The following is a 15114-nucleotide window of genomic DNA, read 5'->3' on the forward strand; positions in this document are numbered from 1 at the left end:
GCCTGAAGGGGTCACTCGCTCGCTCTTCTCCAAGAAGCTATAGCAAATAGCTCTCGGGGGCGGTGAGCCCTGCTCCCCACGCCCACAACGTACGTGCTATGGCATATGGCAAAGGAGCCTCCATGCCCAACATCGCACCTCAGCCCGAGCCGCTCGAGGACATCTCCGCGCCCGTGGAAGAGCGCTCCGACGGAAGGTCCACCGCCCCGCGGCGAATGAGCGCCGGCACCGTCCTGTGGGTGACCCTGGCCGTCTTCGCCCAGGAATCGGTGTGGAACTTCTACGACGCACAAGTCCCCTCCGAGCTGCGGCAGTACATCGCCTCCGCCGGCCTCGTCGGGCTGATCATGGGTGTGGACAACGTCCTCGGGGTCCTGATCCAGCCCTGGATGGGATTCCTGTCCGACCGTCGCGCTCGCGACGGCAAGGGCCGTTGGGCGATCATCCTGACCGGGGCCGCCCTGGCCTCGGTGCCCTTCGCCCTGATCCCCTGGACGCACAGCCTTCCGCTGCTCATGCTCTGCGTCGTCGGCTTCGCGGCCATGGCCAACGCGTTCAAGGGCATCACGGAGACCCTGGTCTCCGACTACGTCGCCCCCTCCCACCGGGGCAAGGCCCAGGGCTTCGTGAAGGCCGGGGTCAGTCTCACGATCGTCGTCTCATCGCTGATCAGCCTGCTCGTCATCGACCGCAGCAGCACCCTGGCGTTCGCCATCCCGCCCGCGCTCATGCTGCTGTTGCTCACCACGTCCTGGTTCTTCCTGGGCCGCCGACACCACGCCGCCACGCTGTCGCACGCCGGTGAGCCTTCCGCCCCCGAGACGCACCCCGCCGCGGAACCACCATCCGCCGACTTCGCCTCACCCTGGGCGGTCATCAAGGACATGGTCCGCGATCCGTCCCGCGCCCGGACCCTGCTCATGCTCGGCACCTTCTGCTTCGCCGGTATGTGGTCCGCTCTGCGCTCGCTCATGACCCCGTACGGCACCGAGGCACTGGGCCTGTCCCGCGGCTCGGCGGGTGGGCTCGCGCTACCCGGCGCCGTCGCCTTCCTGGTCTGCGTCGTCCCGCTCGCCTACGCCTCGTCCCGGCTGGGCCAGGCGCGCGCCATGCGCTACGGCGTCGGCGTGTTCATCGTCGGCCTGCTCATCGGCTTCTCCGTCCCCACGGTTCCCGGCACGGTCATCTCCATGGTGATCGCCTCCGTGGGCTACGCGGCCTTCGCCGTCAACGCGCTTGTCGCGTTGTGGAACCTCGCTCCCAGCAGACACGTCCTGGGCACCTACACCGGTCTGTACACCGTCGCCTCGTCCACCGGTGCGGCACTCGGCCCAGCCCTGCTCGGCCTCACCGTCGACGCGACCGGATGGCGCTTCATGCTCCTGAACGGCGCGGTGTTCGCCACGATCACCTTCGCCGTGTTCACCCGCCTGGCTCGCCGTATCACTCCCCCCTCGCCCTGACCCGTCGCCCCATACCCCCTCATCAGGAAAGACAGAGAACCCCATGGAGTTGCGCATCCTCGCTCCCACCGGAGCACTCGGCGCCGGCTTCGACGCCGCCGCGTTCCAACGCGGCGTCGCGGCCCGCCCGCACGTCATCGCGTGTGACGCCGGATCGACCGACTCCGGACCGGCCGCGCTCGGTTCGGGAAACCCCAAACTCTCCGACCAGGCCGTCAGCCGCGACCTGCGCCTTCTGCTCACCGCGCGCGACGAACTGCGCGTACCGCTGATCATCGGATCCTGCGGCACCAGCGGCCGGGACACCGGAGTCGACCGCGTCGCCGCCCTCGTACGCGGCATCGCCGCGGTGGAGAACCTGCACTTCAAACTGGCTCTGATCTACTCCGACCAGCCGACCGAACGTCTCCAGCACCTCTACGACGCCGGCCGCCTCCAGCCGCTGCAGCACGCCCCCGAGATCGACCGGGAAGTGTTCGCCCGCAGTCACACAGTCGCCATGATGGGTGTCGAACCCATCCAGGCGGCCCTGGACGCCGGCTGCGACATCATCCTGGCCGGACGCGCAAGCGACACCGCGCTCTTCGCAGCACTCCCCCACATGCTCGGCGCCGACCCCGGCCTGACCTGGCACATGGCCAAGACCATCGAATGCGGCGCCGCCTGCGCCATACCCCCGTCCGCCAACGGCCTGCTCGTGCACCTGCGGGACGACCACTTCGATGTCACCACGCTCGCCGAAGGCAGCCGTCTCACCCCCCGGTCCGTCGCCGCCCACACGCTGTACGAGAACGCCGACCCGTATCGCGTCGCGGAGCCGTCGGGCACCCTCGACACCAGCGACGCCACCTACGAGGCGATCGACGAACGCACCGTCCGGGCGCGCGGAGCGCGCTTCGTCCCCGCGGACGGCTACAGCAACAAACTCGAAGGAGCCGAACTCGTCGGCTACCAGACCGTCATTGTCGGAGGAGTGCGCGACCAGGTGGTCATCCGGCGCCTGCCCGACCTGCTCCCCTTCGCCAAGAAGTACTTCGCGGACAAGATCCTCGACGTGTTCGGCGGCGTCGTGGACCCCGACGACGTCGACATCGACTTCCGCCTCTACGGCGACGGGGCCGTACTGGCCACCGCAGAACCGGAATCGCTGCACCCCCGTGAACTCGGCGTCCTCATCACGGTGACGGCACCCGACCAGCCAACGGCCCACGCGGTCGCCACCTTCGTCGCGCACGCCAGCAGCCACCTGCCCATACCGGAATACGACGGGCTGGTCTCCACCCTCGCCTACCCGTACTCCCCGCCCGAGATCGACCGCGGCCCGCTCTACCGGTTCACCCTCAACCACGTCGTCACCGGAGTCAGTCCCACGGAACTGTTCCGTACCACCACCGAGGAGCTGTAACCCATGACCACCCTGCTCGACTACTGCTCCCTGGTGCGGTCCAAGAACGCCGGTCCCTTCACGCTCACCTTCGACTTCATGTGCCACGACCAGGCCGCCTATGACGCCCTCGTCGCCAGCGGCTTCCTCAATAGGAGGCTCTTCGCCGACCTCTACGGCGCCGACCCCGCCGACATCCTGCTCGTCAACCACCCGCTCGCTCTCGCCGTGAAGGTCTCCCTCCCCCGCCCGACCGTCCAAGGCGACCTCAGCGACAGCGACTGCTACGCGGGCCAGCAGTACGCCCCCCTGATGGACCTCGCCGTGAGCGACGTGGACGAGGAGCACCGCGCGTGACCGCCGAACGCCCTCTGGCTCCTTGGGAACTGCCCGCCGGGCACCCTGGCATCACCTTCCTGACCGGCCCCACACCCTTCTTCGCCCTCGCCCGTGACCCCCGCTTCTCCTATTGCCTCTACGTCCCCACCGACCACACCCCCGCCGGTCCATCCCTCCCCCTCGTGGTCACCGTCCACGGAACACGACGCCGCGCTGAAGCACTCCGTGACGCCTTCGCCGACTTCGCCGACCGCCACAACTGCGTTGTCCTCGCCCCGCTTTTCCCCGCCGGAATCACCGGGCCGAACGACGTGGACAGCTACAAGCTCCTCTCCCCTGCCGGATTCCGCCCCGACGAAGCCCTGCTCGACATGGTCGACGAAACCGCGGCCCGCTGGCATGTGCGCGCCGACCGATTCCACCTCCACGGCTTCTCCGGAGGAGGCCAGTTCGCCCACCGCTTCGCCTACCTCCATCCCGACCGCATGGCGTCCCTGTCGGTGGGCGCCCCCGGGCGCGTCACCCTCCTCGACCCCACGACGACGTGGTGGCACGGCACGGCCGACATGAAGGAACAATTCGGGACCGACGCCGACCCGGCAGCTCTGCGCGGTCTTCCCGTGCAGCTGGTCATCGGCGAGAACGACACCGACGCAGCCGAACTCGCACCAGACGACGCGCGCCGGCCCGTGCCCGTGGGAACCAACCGCGTCGAACGCATCAACGCGCTGCGCGCCAACTGGCGCGAACACGGCATCGACGCACGCCTCGACATCGTGCCCGGCACCGGCCACAACCACTTCGCGGTCCTCCCCGCGGTCCGGCAGTTCCTCGGAACCCAGGTGTCCGCGTCCCCGCGACCCCGTGCGCCGGAGGTCCCGCAGCCGTGACCGACCATCGACTCGATCCACTGGTTGCCCTGCTGATGGCTCACCGCGAAACGCGCAGGCGGGCCGGTCCGCCCCAACCTTCGCTCGCTGCGCACGTCAACCAGCACCCTGGCCGGTGCCGACCGCGCGGCGCCGCGAGCAAACGACCGTCTCGCGCCCGAGCACAGGTTCCCGTGCGCCTACGACGATGCCGTTGACGCGGTCCAGTGGGTGCGGGCAACGCGGCCGCGCTGACTGGCCATGCCTCACGGTCCGTCAGAGTCGCGGTCGCCGGTACCAGCGCGGGACCGATCTCGCCGTCGGCGCCGCACTCGCACTGGCGCGCACCCCATTCGCGGAGGGATACGGTCTGACCTCGCAGGCGATCGAGTGGTTCATCGGGCAGTACCTGACCCATCCCGATCAGCGCCAGGACCCGCGCTTCGCTCCCGTCCTCTCACCTGACCTCGCCACGCTTCCGCCGGCCGTGCTGGTCGGCGCGTGCGGGTGCTGTCCTTCGAGGAGCCGACCCTGCCGCACGGGTTCTGGATGTGCGCGCCACTCGACGGCACCGCCGACAGACCGGCTTTGTGAGAGCGACTCAGATAGGCAGCCAAGGTTGTACAGCCTGGGCTGTCTATCTACCATCAGGGCATGATGCCAGCCGATGAAGTGCCCTTGACCGAGGCCGCCGTTCAGGCAGCCGGCGACATCTGGGTGGTGTTCGGCCGGCTCCGCCGCAAGCTGCACACCCTGGAAGCGGCCGAGGAACCGACGGGTGGAGACGGGGGCAGGGAGAAGGAACCGTCCCCGTCGCAAAGTTCCGTCCTGCGCCGCCTCGCCAGGAACGGCCCCGCCTCCGCCAGTGATCTCGCCGCCGCCGAGGGCGTACGGCCTCAGTCGATGGCCAAGACCGTCATCGCCCTGGAAGAGGCCGGGCTCGTCTCGCGCAGCCCGGACCCCGATGACGGGCGGCGGCAACTCGTCTCACTCACCGACCGGGGCCGTGAACGGCGCAGGGGCGAGCGCCTCGCCCGTCAGGCGTGGCTCGCCCGGGCCCTGCAAGAGCACGGCACCGAGGAGGAGGTGCGGGCGGTCATCACCGCCATGGCGCTGCTCGACAAGGTGGCGCAGGCGTGACTCGGACAGCCGCGCGCAGGCAGCGCCGGGCAGAGAAGGGCGGCTTCGACCGGCGCCTGATCGCACCGATGATCCTGGGCTCGATTCTCAACCCCATCAACTCCTCGATGCTCGCGGTCGCGTTGATCCCCATCGGCCGCGCCTTCGGCGTGCCGCCCTCGCAGACGGCATGGCTGGTCTCCGGCCTCTACCTCGCGACGGCCGTCGGCCAGCCGGTGATCGGCCGACTTGTTGACGCGTTCGGTCCGCGTCGGCTCTATCTGCTGGGCACCGCGCTGGCCGGCCTGGCCGGACTGCTCGGCACCCTCGCTCCGAACCTGTGGGTGCTGGTCGCCTCCCGCGTCCTCCTCGGATTCGGAACCTCGGCGGCCTTCCCGGCGTCCATGTCGCTGCTGCGCTCCGAGTCCGAGCGCACCGGCCGCAAGAACCCGAGTGGCGTCCTCGCCGCGCTGTCGATTTCCAACCAGGTCATCGCGGTCGTTGGCCCGGCCCTCGGGGGCCTGCTGATCGGCACGGGTGGCTGGCACCTGATCTTCGGCATCAATGTGCCGCTGTCGCTCATGTGTCTTGCCCTGGGCGCACTGTGGCTGCCACGCGCGACGCCCCCGGGCAGGATGGCGCGCATCGATGTGTCGGGCATGCTGTGGTTCGCCGGATCACTGACCGCGTTCATGTTCTTCCTGATGAACCCGGCAGTCGCACACTGGTACCTGCCAGTGCTGGGCCTGGCCACGGGCTCGTTGTTCGTCCGCCGCGAACTCCGCACCGACCAGCCGTTCATAGATCTTCGGGTCCTCGGCGGAAACGTACCGCTGCTTGCCACGTTCACCCGGCAGTGCCTCGCCTACACCACGTCGTACGCCTTCTTCTACGGCTACAGCCAGTGGCTCCAGGAGGGCCGAGGACTGAGCGCGTCGCAGGCTGGTCTGCTTCTGCTGCCGCTGTCGGCGACGGCCATCGGTGTCACCGCACTGACGGGACGCCGTAGCCAGGTGCGGGGCAAAATCGTCGTCGGCGCGCTCTTCCAATGCCTCGGCTGCGCAGCGTTGTTGGTCCTCAGTGCCGACACTCCGGTCTGGCTGCTCGTCGTACTCAGCGCGGTAGTCGGCATCCCTCACGGGCTGATCGGGCTGGCCAACCAGAATGCCCTGTACGCGCAGGCCGATCCGGCCCGCATGGGCTCGTCCGCGGGACTGCTGCGCACGTTCATGTACATCGGCGCACTGTTTGCGGCGGCGGCGAGCGCCGTGTTCTTCCACGATGGCGCCACCAGTTCCGGACTGCATGCCATGGCCTGGCTGCTCATCGGCGTGGCTGCATTGTTCCTGCTCCTCTGCATCGCCGACAGGTCATTGAGTGGTGTCGGCAGAGCACCCAGCGACGCTTCCCTCGCCGGAAGCGGCTGACCGGCCGGAAGTACCGCGTTGACGAAGTGAGTTAACGCCGATAACTTATCGCCATTCACTCAGATGGGAGCAGCCCATGCCCACGCTCGCAGCCGAAGACGTCTACGCGCTCGCTCCGTACGCCAAGACCCTCGGAGTAGTGTTCGACGAGATGACGGCAGCAGGCGTTCGAGCCACGCTGGCGCACGATCTCTCGCTGTCCACGGTGGGCGGTGGCCTCCACGGAGGAGCGTTGATGGGACTCGCCGATGTGAGCGGCGCCGTATGCGCCGCCCTGAACGGTCCGGCCGGCGCCGCACCGGCCACCGTGGAGTCGACCACGCACTTCCTCCGGCCGGCACACACAGACGTCGTCGCGACAGCTCGTCCCCTGCGGGTGGGTCGCAACACCGTCGTCGAGGTCAACGTGCATGACGCCCAAGGCGAACTGTGCGCCCGGGTCACGCAGGTGGTCACCACCGTCAAACCGAAGACATCCTGATATCGCTCTCCCCCGAAGGCTCCTCTCTGTGACCGGCTCCCGCGTTCGCGCCGCCAAGGGCCAGGGCGGTCTGCTCCGCGACCAGCTTCTCGACATCGCCGATCAACTACTCGAAGACGGTGGCGCTGACGCTCTGACGATTCGCGCGGTAGCGACACGTGCGGGCGTCACCCCGCCGGCCGTCTACCTCCACTTCGCCTCGAAGCGGGAACTCGTCCACGCCACGTGCCTGCGCGTGTGGGACTCACTGTTCATCGAGTTGGAAACGGTGTCCCAGGGGATCTCGGATCCTGTGACAGCGCTCTACGAAACCTGTGTCGCATACATCGCGTTCGGGCTTCGCCATCCCTCCCAGTACCGACTGGTGATGGACGGCGAGGCCACCGAAGCCAGTCGCCAGAACGAAGACGCGTGCTTCCGCTATTTCCGGGACAAGGTCACGGACTGTCTCGATGCCGGAATGCCGGTGGAGAGCAGGACCGAAACCGCCAGACTGCTCTGCGCCAGCGTGCACGGCGCGGTTTCCCTCCTGATCCACCAGGAACGTGACGCATGGCCTCCCGACACCGCTCGCTATGCCACGCGGGCGGCGTCCTCGGCCGTCCACGGCGCTCTTCTCACCGCGGCTCACGCGTCCAGACCCTCGATATCTGATGTGCTGCGGTCGGACTGAACCACGTTGGCAGACGGATCCTGGTTCTGGACGGCTCGCGGCGCCCAACTCAGCGGGGCCGCAGCGTACTTCGTCCGTTCAGGTCCAGAGGGCTCCGGTGCGGTTCACGCAGGGCGGTTCTGCCGCATCCTTAAACGAGACGGACTTCCAGCAGCAGAAACGAGCGAAACGGATGGCCGACTCCGAAAGGTGAGAGATGAAGAAACATGCATGCCACTCGAACCGCGGCAAAGCAAGGCGAGCTTGCGAGAGCCGCTTTCTCGGCTAAAGCTACGTAAGCGCCCTCTCAGTGCTACTCCTCGAGGACCTTCTGTGTGCCGATCACGGCAAGCAGCTCCAGTTTGGCGACCGAGTCGGTTCCAACGGCCGGTGTGAACCAGAGCAGTCGTTGCCGTCCGTCCTCGCTGAACAAGTTAAGGCAATTGACCTCAAGTAGCCCGAGTTCTGGATGTATCAGACGTTTCCTGTCGTGGCGTCGGAACTCGACATCATGTCGTGCCCAATATTCGCAGAACTCGGGGCTGCGCGCGGTCAGTGCCGTGATAATTGCGGTGACTTCGGGGTCGTCGCCGCGCCGGGCCGAGGCCGCACGCAGGTCGGCGACAAAGGATCGGGTGTGCCTGATGTGGTCCTCGGGCGGGTAAAGCGTCCGCGCCGCTGGATCGGTGAACCACCGGTACAGGAAGCTCGCGGCCCATCCGGCCGTGGACGGTGGTGGGCCGAGCAACGCACGGGCCAGCGGGTTCTGTACGAGCATGACGCGCAGGTCGGTGACCACTTGGGCCGGTGTGCCGTCCAGGCGGTGCAGCAAGTCCAGCATCCCCGGGTGGACGTGGTCCGTCGAACCTCCGGGCGGGGGCACCAGACGGCCCGCCAGGGCAAAGAGGTGATCGCGCTCCTCCCGGCTCAGTCGGAGTGCCCGGGCCAGCGCGGCGAGCATCTGCTCGGAGGGTCGGACGCCCGCTCCGCGCTCCAGCTCGATGTAGTAGTCAACCGAAACACCGGCCAGCTGAGCGACCTCTTCACGGCGAAGACCCAATACACGCCGGCGTGGCCCGGTCGGTAAGCCGACATCCGCGGGTCGTATGCGATCACGGCGTGACTTCAAAAAGACGCCCAATTCGGAAAGGTTCACACCGCCACTCTGATCTGACCGCACCTCGCTTGCCAGGGGTTGCCAACCCCTGAATCAGAAACCCATGGTTGCCGGTTACTGATCTCCGCAACTCCGGCGTGCTGCGCCCTGACACTGACCTGGCGTGGGCTCGCCGTGTCTATTACGCCCTCATTCACGAAGCGGCCCAGAATCGCTCGGACGAAGCCGACGAAGTTGACGAACTGGCAACCCTCGTGGTCGACACGTTGTTGCGTGGCATGGGTCGGCAGGGCAGCTTCCTCAGCCCATGACGAGGTCTGGAAGGAGTACTTCGACCACCTGCCGGTCCGGTGGCCGAGTACGACGCGCTCAAGGCTTGGATCATCGCCGACGGATGATCGCTTAGCCGAGTGACGCGACTCCCGCCTCGCCTCGGTCTCCAGCAGCCGGGGCTCCTAGGCCAGGTCCAATCGACGTCCTCGTGGCCGTCGGCGTCTCCAACGACACCATCGCCGAACACCGCCACGTCTCACCCTGGACCGCCAAGGCCCACGTGAACGGCATACGCCACCGAGGGCGACGCCCTCTGGATCATCCCGGCCCACTCCGGTCGCGGTGGGAGCGCGTTACGGCGTCTGTGCGGGAGTTAAGGCGCCGTCGCCAAGCGGTACAGAGGCTGTGCGGGATGGTGGATGGGGCCGGTGCCGTGCGAGAGGGGCAGGCCCATGCCGCGGTTGGTGTGGGCGATGATCTCCGCGGTGATGGATATGGCTGTCTCCTCGGGAGTACGGGCACCGAGGTCCAGGCCGATCGGTGAGTGCAGACGGGCCAGTTGCTCCTCGGGAACGCCGGTGTCCCGGAGCAGGTCGATGCGGTGGCCGTGGGTGCGTCGGGAGCCCATGGCGCCGACGTAGCCCACGGGGAGGGCGAGGGCCAAGCGCAGTAGGGGGATGTCGAACTTGGCGTCGTGGGTCAGGACGCAGACGGCGGTGCGGGCGTCGGTCTTGGTGACCGCGAGGTAGCGGTGGGGCCAGTCGGTGACGATCTCGTCGGCATGCGGGAAGCGGGCCTGCGTGGCGAAGACGGGGCGGGCGTCGCAGACGGTGACGTGGTAACCGAGGAAGCGGCCGGCCTGGCTGAGGGCAGCGGCGAAGTCGACGGCACCGAAGATCAGCATGCGCGGGCGGCGTGCGTGGGTGTGGACGAGGACGGTCAATTTCTCGGGGCAGGTGTCGGTGTCGCCGCCGACCTCGATGCGGGCGGTACGGCCCGCACGCAGGAGCGCGCGGGCGTGCGCGACGACCACTTGGTCCTCGATCTCGCCGCCGAGCGTGCCTTCGTGGGGATCGCCGTCGGGGATATGGAGGGTGCGGCCAAGGAGTTCGCCGGGGCCGTCGAAGACTTGGGCCACGGCGCAGGAGCGGCCCGCGACCACGGCTTCGAGGGCAGCGACAAGGTGGGGCTCGGCGGCGGGGTCCACGCGCTGTACCAGGACTTCGATCTCGCCGCCGCAGGTCAGGCCTACGGCGAAGGCGTCGTCGTCGGAGTAGCCGAAGCGGGTGCGCACGGGTGGCCCGCCGTGTGCAAGGACGTGCTGACACAGTTCGTAGACCGCCCCTTCGACACAGCCGCCGGAGATGCTGCCGACCGCGGTGCCGTCCGTGTCGACGGCGAGGGCGGTGCCGACAGGCAGGGGTGCACTGCCGCTGACCTGGACGACGGTGGCGAGGGCGAAGGGGCGGGCCTCGCGGCACCACTGGCACAATGTGTCCGCGATGTTCAGCATGGCGGGCTTTCCGTGAGGTGGGTGACTTCAGGGGACCGCCGCCGCGCCTTGGGGGAGAAGGCTTGCGGCGGCGGCCCTGGTGTCCGGCGGTGTGGCGTCGCCAGCCGCCGGACGCTTGGGAGGCCAGGGGGCCCGGGGGCCTGGTGAGTGCACCGGTCCCCCGGAGGGCTCAGAGCAGTGCTTCGGCGGTGATGGGCAGTTCGCGGATGCGGCGTCCGGTTGCGTTGAACACGGCGTTGGCGATGGCGGGCGCCACTCCGACGACGACGACCTCACCGAGCCCCTTGACGCCGATCGGGTCGGCCTCGTAGTCCTCCCCGTCAATGTAGATCGCCTTCATTTCAGGCATGTCGGCGTGGGTCGGCACGAGGTAGTCGGCGAGGTTGGCGTTGACGATCCGGCCGTCGCGGTGGTCCGTGACCGTGTGCTCCAGCAGAGCCTGACCGATACCGCCGGTCATGGCCCCGATGGCCTGGCTGTCGGCGAGTCTCGGGTTGATGATCCGGGCGGCGTCGTACACGCCGACCATGCGCCGCACCCGTACCAGGCCGAGGCGGGCGTCGACGGCCACTTCCGCGAACGTCGCGGCGTAGGCGTAGAAGGAGAACCGCTCCGATTCCGGCGCCCCGGCGTACGAGCCGAGCGCTTCGAGGTGGGTGCGGTTGTTACGGGCCAGGAGCCGCTGGTACGTCTCCCCGCGCGCGGGGTTGTCCTTGACGTGCAGTCGGCCGCCGCGTACGACCACATCGGCGGGGTCGACGCCGTACAGCGGTGAGTCCTGGTCCTTGACCGCGAGCGTGATCGCCTGCTCGCGCAGCTTGTCGCAGCCGTCCTGGACGGCGGATCCGATACTGGCCATGGTCCGCGAGCCGTGATGGCCGGGGGCTGAGGGCAGAATGGAGTCGCCGAGCCGGAAGGTGACCTGGCGCATGGTCAGGCCGAGCGCGTCGGCGGCGACCTGAGTCATGGACGTGGCCGTGCCGGGGCCCATGTCGCTGGTCGCGGACTGCACCAGGGCGGTGCCGTCGGCATCCAGCCTGACCGAGGCCTGGGCCTCGCTGCGCGCGGTGTCGTAGACACCGGCGGCCATGCCCATACCGATGAGCCAGTCACCGTCACGCGTCGAGCGGGGCTTGGGGTTGCGCCGGTGCCAGCCGAACTCGCGGGCGCCCGCGCGGTAGCAGTCGCGCAGGCGGCGGGTGGAGAACGGCAGATTGGTGGACTCGTCGTCGGCGGGTTCGTTGCGCAGCCGCAGCTCGATCGGGTCCAGGCCCAGTTCGTGGGCGAGTTCGTCCATCGCCGACTCGACGCAGAACGCGCCGCTGGAGTAGCCGGGGCCACGCATCCATGTCGGTGTGTTCACGTCCAGCGGTACGTGCTCGTACACCTGGCGGACGTTGGGCGTGCTGTAGAGCATCCGGCCGGCAGCGAGAACGTCTTCGCTGTGCGTTTCGTAGCGGGACGACTCGGTGCGGACGTCGTGTACCGACGCGGTCAGCCGGCCCCGCCGGTCGCTGCCCAGCCGCAGTGCGTACTCGTATGCGGGCCGGTATCCCACGCCGAAGTACGTCTGCCTGCGGGTGAGGACGAGTTTTACGGGACGTTTCACCTCGCGCGCGGCCAGGGCCGCGATGGAGGTGTGCACCCAGGTCCGGCCAGCGCTGCCGAATGCGCCACCGACGGCCGGCGAGATGACGCGGATGCTGTCCGGCTCCATGCCGAACTCGGCGGCCATGGTCTCCACGGTGCCCTGCACATGCTGGGTCTTCTCCCAGAGGGTGAGCTGGTCACCGTCCCAGCGGGCCACGGTCCCGGCCGGCTCCATCGGGTTGTGGTGGTTGCGGGCCATGCGGTACGCCAGGTCCAGCTTGACGTCGGCGGCGTCCAGGGCCGCGTCCGCGTCGCCGCGCGCATAGGTCTCGGGATCGTCCGCGGGATCGGCGGCGCCGATGTCGGTCGAGGGAGGCTGGGCGTCGTAGGAGACCTTCACCAGGCTCGCCGCGTGCTGTGCCACCTCCAGCGTGGTCGCCACCACGACCGCGACGGGCTGTCCGAAGAACCGGACGCGGTCGTCCTGGAAGGGGCGCAGCGCCTCACCCGGCGGGAATCCCCCTTCACGAGGCGGCAGTTTCGGTGCGTTGAAGTGGCTGATCACCTTCAGGACGCCGGTCTCGGCTTCAGCGATTCGGCTGTCGATGCCGGTGACACGGCCGCGGCCGACGCCGCTGTCGACGATGACCGCGTGCACGGCCCCGTCGGGGTTGTTGTCTCCGGCGTACTTCGTTCTCCCGGTCACCCTCAGTCGTGCGTCGACCCGGGGCGCCGCCGCACCGACTGCTGCCTGTGGCTGGCTCATTTGGTGCCTCCTACGGTGCGCAGCTGGCGTTCGACCGTGCGTTTGAGCAGCTCGGCCTTGAAGCCGTTGTGCTTGAGGACGCGCGCCCCGTCGATCGCGTCCTCGGCGGCTTCGGCCCACAGCCGGTCGGAGGGGCGTTCGCCGATGAGGTGGCGCTCGACGGCGGGCAGCTTCCACGGCACGGTGCCGACCCCGCCGGCGGCGACCTTCGCCTCGCGGATCACGCCGCCGCGGATGTGCAGCGCGACCGCGGCCGAGGTGAGCGCGAACTCGTAGGACTGACGGTCGCGCACCTTCAGGTAGCCGGACCTCAGTGGGCGCGGGTGGGCGGGCATCTCCACGGCTGTGATCAATTCGCCCGGGTGGATGGCCTGTTCGCGGTTCGGGGTGCTGCCCGGCTGAAGCAGGAAGTCGGCAAAAGGCATGGTGCGTTCGCCGTCCGGGCCCAGCAGGTGCACGGTCGCCTCCAGCGCCGCGAAGGCCACGGCGACGTCGGAGGGGTGCGTGGCCACGCAACTGTCGGAGGTGCCCAGGATCGCGTGGCTGCGGTTGTAGCCGTCCCGCGCCGCGCACCCGGAGCCCGGCTGGCGTTTGTTGCAGGCTGCGGTCACGTCGCGGAAGTAGGTGCAGCGGGTGCGCTGCATGATGTTGCCGCCGATCGTAGCCATGTTGCGCAGCTGGGCCGAGGCGCTCAGCTCCAGCGCCTGGGAGATGACGGGATACAGGGAGCGCACCTTGGGATGAGCGGCGGCCTCGGCCATGCGGACCAAGGCGCCGATGCGCAGGCCCCCGCTCTTGGTGACGGTGACCTCGCTCAGCGGCAGGGTACTGATGTCGACCAGCGCCTCGGGACGCTCGACGGTCTCGCGCATCAGGTCGACCAGGGTGGTGCCGCCGGCAATGTAACGCCCGCCGCGCCGACCGGCGTCGAGGGCCTCTCGCGTGTCCGCGGCCTTGGTGTAGGTGAAGGGATACATGGGAATCGGTCCTCACTTCCGGCCGGCGGCCTGCTCGACAGCGCGCCCGATCTTCACGTAGCAGCCGCACCGGCACAGGTTGCCGCTCATCCACTCCCGGATCTCCTCCGTGGAACCGGTGTGACCCTCCTGAATGCACCCGACGCCGGACACGATCTGCCCCGGCGTGCAGAAGCCGCACTGGAAGGCGTCCTGGTCGATGAACGCCTGCTGCAGCGGGTGGAGCCGGTCGCCCTTCTCCAGGCCCTCGATCGTGGTGACCTCGGCGCCCTCCAGCCGCACCGCCAGCGTCAGGCAGGAGTTGACCCGACGACCGTCGACCAGGACCGTACAGGCGCCGCAGGCACCGGCGTTGCAGCCCTTCTTGGAACCGGTCAGGCCCAGGCGCTCGCGCAGCAGGTCGAGGAGCGAGGTGCGGTTGTCGATGGCGACGGTGTGCCGGACGCCGTTGACCGTCAAGAAAACCCGGCTGCCGGGCGCCGCCTCGGCAGCCACCGCCGCCTCGGCGCCGAGCGGAGGCGGTCCGGCGACCAGGCCACCGGCCACGACCGCTCCCCCGACGGCCGTGCTCGCGGCGATGAAGGTACGCCGGGACGGCACGGAGGGGGGCCCAAGGGGGTCGACGGGGGAAGTGACTGCTGGGTCGGGATGTTCGGTGGACATGTCCACGCTCCCTCGGTGTGGGTACGGGTGGTGGTGAAGGGGGGTGGCGTCGGCCATCAGGGCGGACTCGGCGGCCAGAGGGTGTCGAGCAGGGCGGGCTGGTAACTCCGGCTGGCGCGGGCCGGTCTCGCCGGTCTACGGCTGGGGAAGTCGGCCTGCGTCCTGGGCGCCCAGTCCGCTCATGACCAGGCGGTTGTCGTGGGGTGGATTGGCCTTGCGAACGGCGCGAGGTCCTCACGCGTGCCGAGACGTGCGCATGAGATCCAAGGCTCCGTCGGCCATGGGCAGTTCGAGGGCCAGGTCGTCAAGCCGATCCGCCCGTCGGCCATCAGGACGAAGTCACTGTCGCCGGCTGGGAGGCGGGCATGGGCGGCACCGCCGCCCGAGGAGCCACCGGCGATCAGAGCAGGAGTTCGGGACACCCGCTCAGCCTTCACCACCTGACTCACAGTCATCCAGAGGTTGTTGCACCAAGCATGCT

The 15114-nt window shown here is 68.8% G+C and carries 15 protein-coding genes; 10 read left to right on the forward strand and 5 right to left on the reverse strand.

Annotation, left to right across the window (positions count from 1 at the left end):
* The first annotated feature begins 215 nt into the window (after positions 1-215).
* The 10 genes from ACTWQO_RS24870 to ACTWQO_RS24915 all read left to right on the forward strand — a co-directional run bounded on the left by ACTWQO_RS24870 (position 216) and on the right by ACTWQO_RS24915 (position 7755).
* A complete protein-coding gene (locus ACTWQO_RS24870; RefSeq protein ID WP_443239600.1) occupies positions 216-1463 on the forward strand; it encodes an MFS transporter in 1248 nt (415 codons plus the stop codon).
* Between the two features lie 43 nt (positions 1464-1506).
* Positions 1507-2868: an acyclic terpene utilization AtuA family protein gene (locus tag ACTWQO_RS24875; protein WP_443239564.1), complete on the forward strand. Its 1362-nt coding sequence runs from the start codon at positions 1507-1509 to the stop codon at positions 2866-2868.
* A gap of 3 nt (positions 2869-2871) precedes the next feature.
* Positions 2872-3204, forward strand: a complete 333-nt coding sequence (locus ACTWQO_RS24880; RefSeq protein ID WP_443239565.1) for a DUF4387 domain-containing protein — start codon at positions 2872-2874, stop codon at positions 3202-3204.
* Positions 3201-4076, forward strand: a complete 876-nt coding sequence (locus ACTWQO_RS24885; RefSeq protein WP_443239566.1) for a poly(aspartic acid) hydrolase — start codon at positions 3201-3203, stop codon at positions 4074-4076. The genes ACTWQO_RS24880 and ACTWQO_RS24885 overlap by 4 nt, the downstream gene beginning before the upstream one ends.
* 108 nt (positions 4077-4184) lie before the next feature.
* Positions 4185-4310 (forward strand): alpha/beta hydrolase fold domain-containing protein, encoded by a 126-nt coding sequence (locus tag ACTWQO_RS24890; RefSeq protein ID WP_443239601.1) that lies wholly within the window; start codon positions 4185-4187, stop codon positions 4308-4310.
* Complete coding sequence (locus tag ACTWQO_RS24895; RefSeq protein ID WP_443239567.1) at positions 4264-4713, forward strand: alpha/beta hydrolase fold domain-containing protein; 450 nt, start codon at positions 4264-4266, stop codon at positions 4711-4713. The genes ACTWQO_RS24890 and ACTWQO_RS24895 overlap by 47 nt, the downstream gene beginning before the upstream one ends.
* On the forward strand, positions 4710-5195 hold the full coding sequence (locus tag ACTWQO_RS24900) for a MarR family winged helix-turn-helix transcriptional regulator (protein ID WP_443239568.1): 486 nt from the start codon (positions 4710-4712) through the stop codon (positions 5193-5195). Before ACTWQO_RS24895 ends, ACTWQO_RS24900 begins: the two co-directional genes overlap by 4 nt.
* A 68-nt stretch (positions 5196-5263) precedes the next feature.
* On the forward strand, positions 5264-6601 hold the full coding sequence (locus tag ACTWQO_RS24905; RefSeq protein ID WP_443239602.1) for an MFS transporter: 1338 nt from the start codon (positions 5264-5266) through the stop codon (positions 6599-6601).
* Positions 6602-6677: 76 nt separating this feature from the next.
* Positions 6678-7082, forward strand: a complete 405-nt coding sequence (locus ACTWQO_RS24910; RefSeq protein ID WP_443239569.1) for a PaaI family thioesterase — start codon at positions 6678-6680, stop codon at positions 7080-7082.
* A 28-nt stretch (positions 7083-7110) separates the two neighbouring features.
* Positions 7111-7755 carry a TetR/AcrR family transcriptional regulator gene (locus ACTWQO_RS24915; protein ID WP_443239570.1) on the forward strand — a complete coding sequence of 215 codons (645 nt, stop codon included), beginning with the start codon at positions 7111-7113 and terminating at the stop codon, positions 7753-7755.
* 292 nt (positions 7756-8047) lie between these two features.
* Here the strand turns inward: ACTWQO_RS24915 and ACTWQO_RS24920 are convergent, their stop codons facing one another.
* The 5 genes from ACTWQO_RS24920 to ACTWQO_RS24940 form a co-directional block, all read right to left on the reverse strand.
* Positions 8048-8890, reverse strand: coding sequence for a helix-turn-helix transcriptional regulator (locus tag ACTWQO_RS24920; protein ID WP_443239571.1), 843 nt, complete (start codon positions 8888-8890; stop codon positions 8048-8050).
* A 607-nt stretch (positions 8891-9497) separates the two neighbouring features.
* The gene (locus ACTWQO_RS24925; protein WP_443239572.1) at positions 9498-10637 is read right to left on the reverse strand and encodes an XdhC family protein; all 1140 of its coding nucleotides are present in this window, start codon (positions 10635-10637) and stop codon (positions 9498-9500) included.
* 169 nt (positions 10638-10806) lie between these two features.
* The gene (locus ACTWQO_RS24930; protein ID WP_443239573.1) at positions 10807-12993 is read right to left on the reverse strand and encodes a xanthine dehydrogenase family protein molybdopterin-binding subunit; all 2187 of its coding nucleotides are present in this window, start codon (positions 12991-12993) and stop codon (positions 10807-10809) included.
* A complete protein-coding gene (locus ACTWQO_RS24935; RefSeq protein ID WP_443239574.1) occupies positions 12990-13970 on the reverse strand; it encodes an FAD binding domain-containing protein in 981 nt (326 codons plus the stop codon). Before ACTWQO_RS24935 ends, ACTWQO_RS24930 begins: the two co-directional genes overlap by 4 nt.
* Before the next feature lie 12 nt (positions 13971-13982).
* Complete coding sequence (locus ACTWQO_RS24940; protein WP_443239575.1) at positions 13983-14633, reverse strand: (2Fe-2S)-binding protein; 651 nt, start codon at positions 14631-14633, stop codon at positions 13983-13985.
* Positions 14634-15114: the final 481 nt, after the last annotated feature.

This window comes from Streptomyces sp. 4N124, from assembly GCF_052245395.1.
Taxonomy (GTDB): domain Bacteria; phylum Actinomycetota; class Actinomycetes; order Streptomycetales; family Streptomycetaceae; genus Streptomyces.